The 3575-nt window shown below is 35.5% G+C and carries 4 protein-coding genes; 1 reads left to right on the top strand and 3 read right to left on the bottom strand.

Annotated features, from left to right (window positions below):
- The coding region (locus tag AC3DU7_RS28655) for a GTPase (protein WP_488042656.1) at window positions 1-97 on the bottom strand (97 nt) is incomplete at its 3' end.
- Between the two features lie 290 nt (window positions 98-387).
- On the opposite strand from AC3DU7_RS28655, the gene AC3DU7_RS28650 reads away from it, so the two are divergent.
- Window positions 388-957, top strand: coding sequence for a hypothetical protein (locus AC3DU7_RS28650; protein ID WP_488042655.1), 570 nt, complete (start codon window positions 388-390; stop codon window positions 955-957).
- Between the two features lie 389 nt (window positions 958-1346).
- On the opposite strand, the gene prmA is transcribed toward AC3DU7_RS28650, so the two are convergent.
- Window positions 1347-2240, bottom strand: a complete 894-nt coding sequence (prmA, locus tag AC3DU7_RS28645; protein ID WP_488042654.1) for a 50S ribosomal protein L11 methyltransferase — start codon at window positions 2238-2240, stop codon at window positions 1347-1349.
- Window positions 2241-2523: 283 nt separating this feature from the next.
- The coding region (locus AC3DU7_RS28640; protein ID WP_488042653.1) for an NAD(P)-dependent oxidoreductase at window positions 2524-3575 on the bottom strand (1052 nt) is incomplete at its 5' end.

Genomic DNA, 3575 nt, shown 5'->3' with positions numbered 1-3575 from the left:
CATGGACAATTGCATCTTGATTTCCGGCCAAGCGATTCACAATTGTGGACTTTCCTACATTTGGTCTGCCAATAATAGCTACTATAGGTAGGGACATAGTTAATTTTAATTAGTTTAGCTAAATATAATTTATTCAAACTTTTATTATAGCAAGATTTTTTTTGAATAATATTTTATATCATGTCTTTTTAATTAGACATCTCCAGAAAAGAGGGAATAGGAAATAGGGGGAAATAACTGATAATTTCTGTGGGATAATTGATTTTATTTTTGATTTTTACTAGATGTCTATTAGTGGTGAAAAAAAATCATCTTCTCACTTCAACGGCAAATCTCTTTTCCTTCTTCCTGCTCCCTACTCCCTACTCCCTACTCCCTTTATCTAATATGAATACACCAAGTCATGCCATTATTAATCTAGCTCTTCTTGCTAAACCACAATTACCACAAGCTAATCTTGCTATTGTCATAGGTGGAGTTTTACCAGATATTCCGATATTTATTTTCTACTTTTGGGCAAAATTTATTGTCCGGTTACCAGAAGCAAAAATTTGGTCAGAAGCCTATTATCAACCATTAATACAAAATCTTGTTGCTACTTTTCATTCTATTCCTTTAGCAATAATTTTATTACTAATTTCTTACTATTTTGGCTGGCAAATTATGCAAGTTATTTGTATTAGTTTGGTGTTTCATTCTCTGGGTGATTTACCAGTACATAATAATGATGCTCATAGACATTTTTTTCCTTTAAGTAATTATCGATTTATTAGTCCTATTTCTTATTGGGACCCGAAACATTATGGAGCAATTGTTGCCTTAATAGAAATTTTACTGGTATTCTTAGCAACTTTGCGGGTATTTCCTAGTATTAACTCTGAAATAGGAAAAGTATTGATAGTTCTAGTTAATATTTTTTATTGTAGTGGCTATGTTTATTTTTATCTTCGTTCTTAAATTTGTAAGTATTTCCTACGGAATACTGCGTAAACAGCCGTCAGCTATCAGCTATTGCTTTTAGTCTAGGATAAAAGCTTTATTAATTGTTTTAATAGAAAAGTTGCCTCTCTTGTCCTTAAAGCCAGTTGTCAGCTATTAGCTATCAGCTATCAGCTATTAGAAATTTACAATAATAAAAAATAAAATAAATTATCGCACAGAAATTATCAATTATTTCCCCCTATTCCGTACTCCCTACCCCCTCTTTTCTAGAGATGTCTATTAATTCTGGGTCCGCGTAAAAGCAACCTTTGAAATTTAAAAAGAATAAAAGAATTACTGTCATGGGTCCCAGGACAAAACCTGAATTGCTGATAGCTGATAGCTGATAGCTGATAGCTTACAAATTAAGAACGTCGGATATTAAAACAACACCACTCTCCCCGTTTCCAAAGAGTGGCCACAACCCAACCATTTTCTTCCAAAGTATCAGCAATTGATTTAGATTGTTCTAATAAAATCCCACTCAAAACACCCCAAGTTGTAGGTTTAGCGATCGCTTCCAGATGGGGAATTATATCAATAATTACTTCAGCTAAAATATTGCAAACTATACCATCTACCGGACCAGAAGCTAACTTAATTAAATGCTCAATATCTCCATGTTCAACAATTAATTTTTCAGCCGTTATATCATTTAATTTCCGATTACCAATAGTGGATCTAACTGCTAGTGGGTCAATATCAACTGCATATATCTGACGTACTCCTAATAATGCTGCCCCAATGGACAAAATACCACTACCACAACCAATATCAGCAATAATAGCTTCTGGATTAGGTTCCAACCCCAAGCGCATTTCCAATGACTCCAAACATAACTCCGTAGTAGGATGAGTTCCTGTGCCAAAAGCCGCTCCTGGATCTAAACGAAGGATAATTCTATCTATATTTTCTGGTAAATCTAGCCAAGCAGGATGAATGAGAAAGCGATCGCCAATTTCTTGAGGTTGCCAATATTGTTTCCAACTACTTGCCCAGTCTTCTTCCTCCATTAAATCCCAATCTACTGATGGAATTTGTAAATTCATACTTATGGCATCCTGATGTAAGTTTATAGCCAAAGCTGACAAGTCCAACATTTGGACCTGTTCTTCTGGTATATAGGCCCATATTAAACACTGATTATCTTTGACCTGACTCGCAGTACCCCGGCAACCAAAAGTATCTAGACGCCAAGTAATGACCTCCTCCAGATTTAGGTGACACAATACTCTAATTTCCCACCAGTTATATGCCATAAAAATAGAATTTAGAATTTAAAATGTAGAATTTAGAATTATTAGAATTTAAAATGTAGAATTTAGAATTAAAGGTAATTGAAATTTAACTTTAGATTGAGACAAAGCTTTCTTGCTATGAGGGAATTTAAGACGAAAAAACGTCTCATTTTTAAGTTTAACTACCATAATTGAAATTTAAAATTTAGAATTCAGAAGAATTAAAGGTAAATTTACCAATTCTGAATTCTGATATTAAAGATAAATTTACCAACTCTAAATTCTAAATTCTAAATTCTAAATTCTACAGAGCAACTGTATAAGCATCCCTAATTCCTGGTTCTTTGGTAATTTCAGTTAATATTTCTTCTGGCAATGGGTCATCAATACTTAATACCATCACCGCATCACCCCGGACAATTTTACGACCCACCTGCATACTAGCAATATTCACATTAAAACTACCCAAGAGCGAACCAATTTTACCAATAATTCCCGGCATATCTCGGTGTAGAGTTAATAACATATAGGGACTTGGGGGGACATTAATCGGAAATCCATCAATATTAGTAATCCGAATCTCATCCTCTCCAAGTAAAGCACCTCTAACAGTATGGTTGCCCAGAGAACCCTTTGCTTCCAAATACAACGAACCAGTATAGTCCCGGACTGAAGCATCCCTAGTTTCCACTACTCGAATACCTCTTTCCTTAGCTTCAATTGAAGCGTTTACATAGTTTACGCGCTCTCGCAAAGCTTGGGACAGTAGACCTTTAAGAGCTGCCACCACCACAGGTTGACTATCTTCATTGGCCAAATCTCCTTGAAGACAAACATCAAGAAAATCAATTCTTCCACCTGCTAATTGACTAACTAAATTACCAAGAGTTTCAGCTAATAACAAATAAGGCTTCAGTTTTTCCAAAGTTTCTGGATAAATACCAGGAATATTCACCGCCGATCTAGCAGGCAAACCCAACAAAACATCCCGAATTTGTTCTGCAACATCTATTGCCACATTCACCTGAGCTTCAGCAGTAGAAGCACCCAAGTGAGGAGTCATCACAATCTTTTGATCCAAATCTCGTAGTGCAGACTCACTCTCTAGAGGTTCATTTTCATACACATCCAGAGCAGCTCCAGCAATTTTTCCCTCTTTTAAAGCTTCACTCAATGCCGCTTCATCAATAATCCCACCTCTAGCACAATTAATAATACGAGCAGTGGGCCTCATTTTGGCAAAAGTTTCAGCATTAATTGAGTGATAAGTTTCATTAGTTTTGGGTATGTGGAGAGTAATGTAGTCCGACTCTTGGATCAATAAATCCATATCTACCAAATTACAACCCAATTGGT

The sequence above is a fragment of the Okeania sp. genome, assembly GCF_983059655.1.
The sequence above is the reverse complement of the archived record's forward strand: the minus strand, read 5'-3'. Positions and strand labels throughout refer to the sequence as shown.

Excerpts from the sequence above, each read along its gene's own strand:
- AC3DU7_RS28650 (WP_488042655.1), top strand. The coding sequence starts at position 388 with ATGAATACACCAAGTCATGCCATTATTAATCTAGCTCTTCTTGCTAAA.
- prmA (WP_488042654.1), bottom strand. The coding sequence starts at position 2,240 with ATGGCATATAACTGGTGGGAAATTAGAGTATTGTGTCACCTAAATCTG.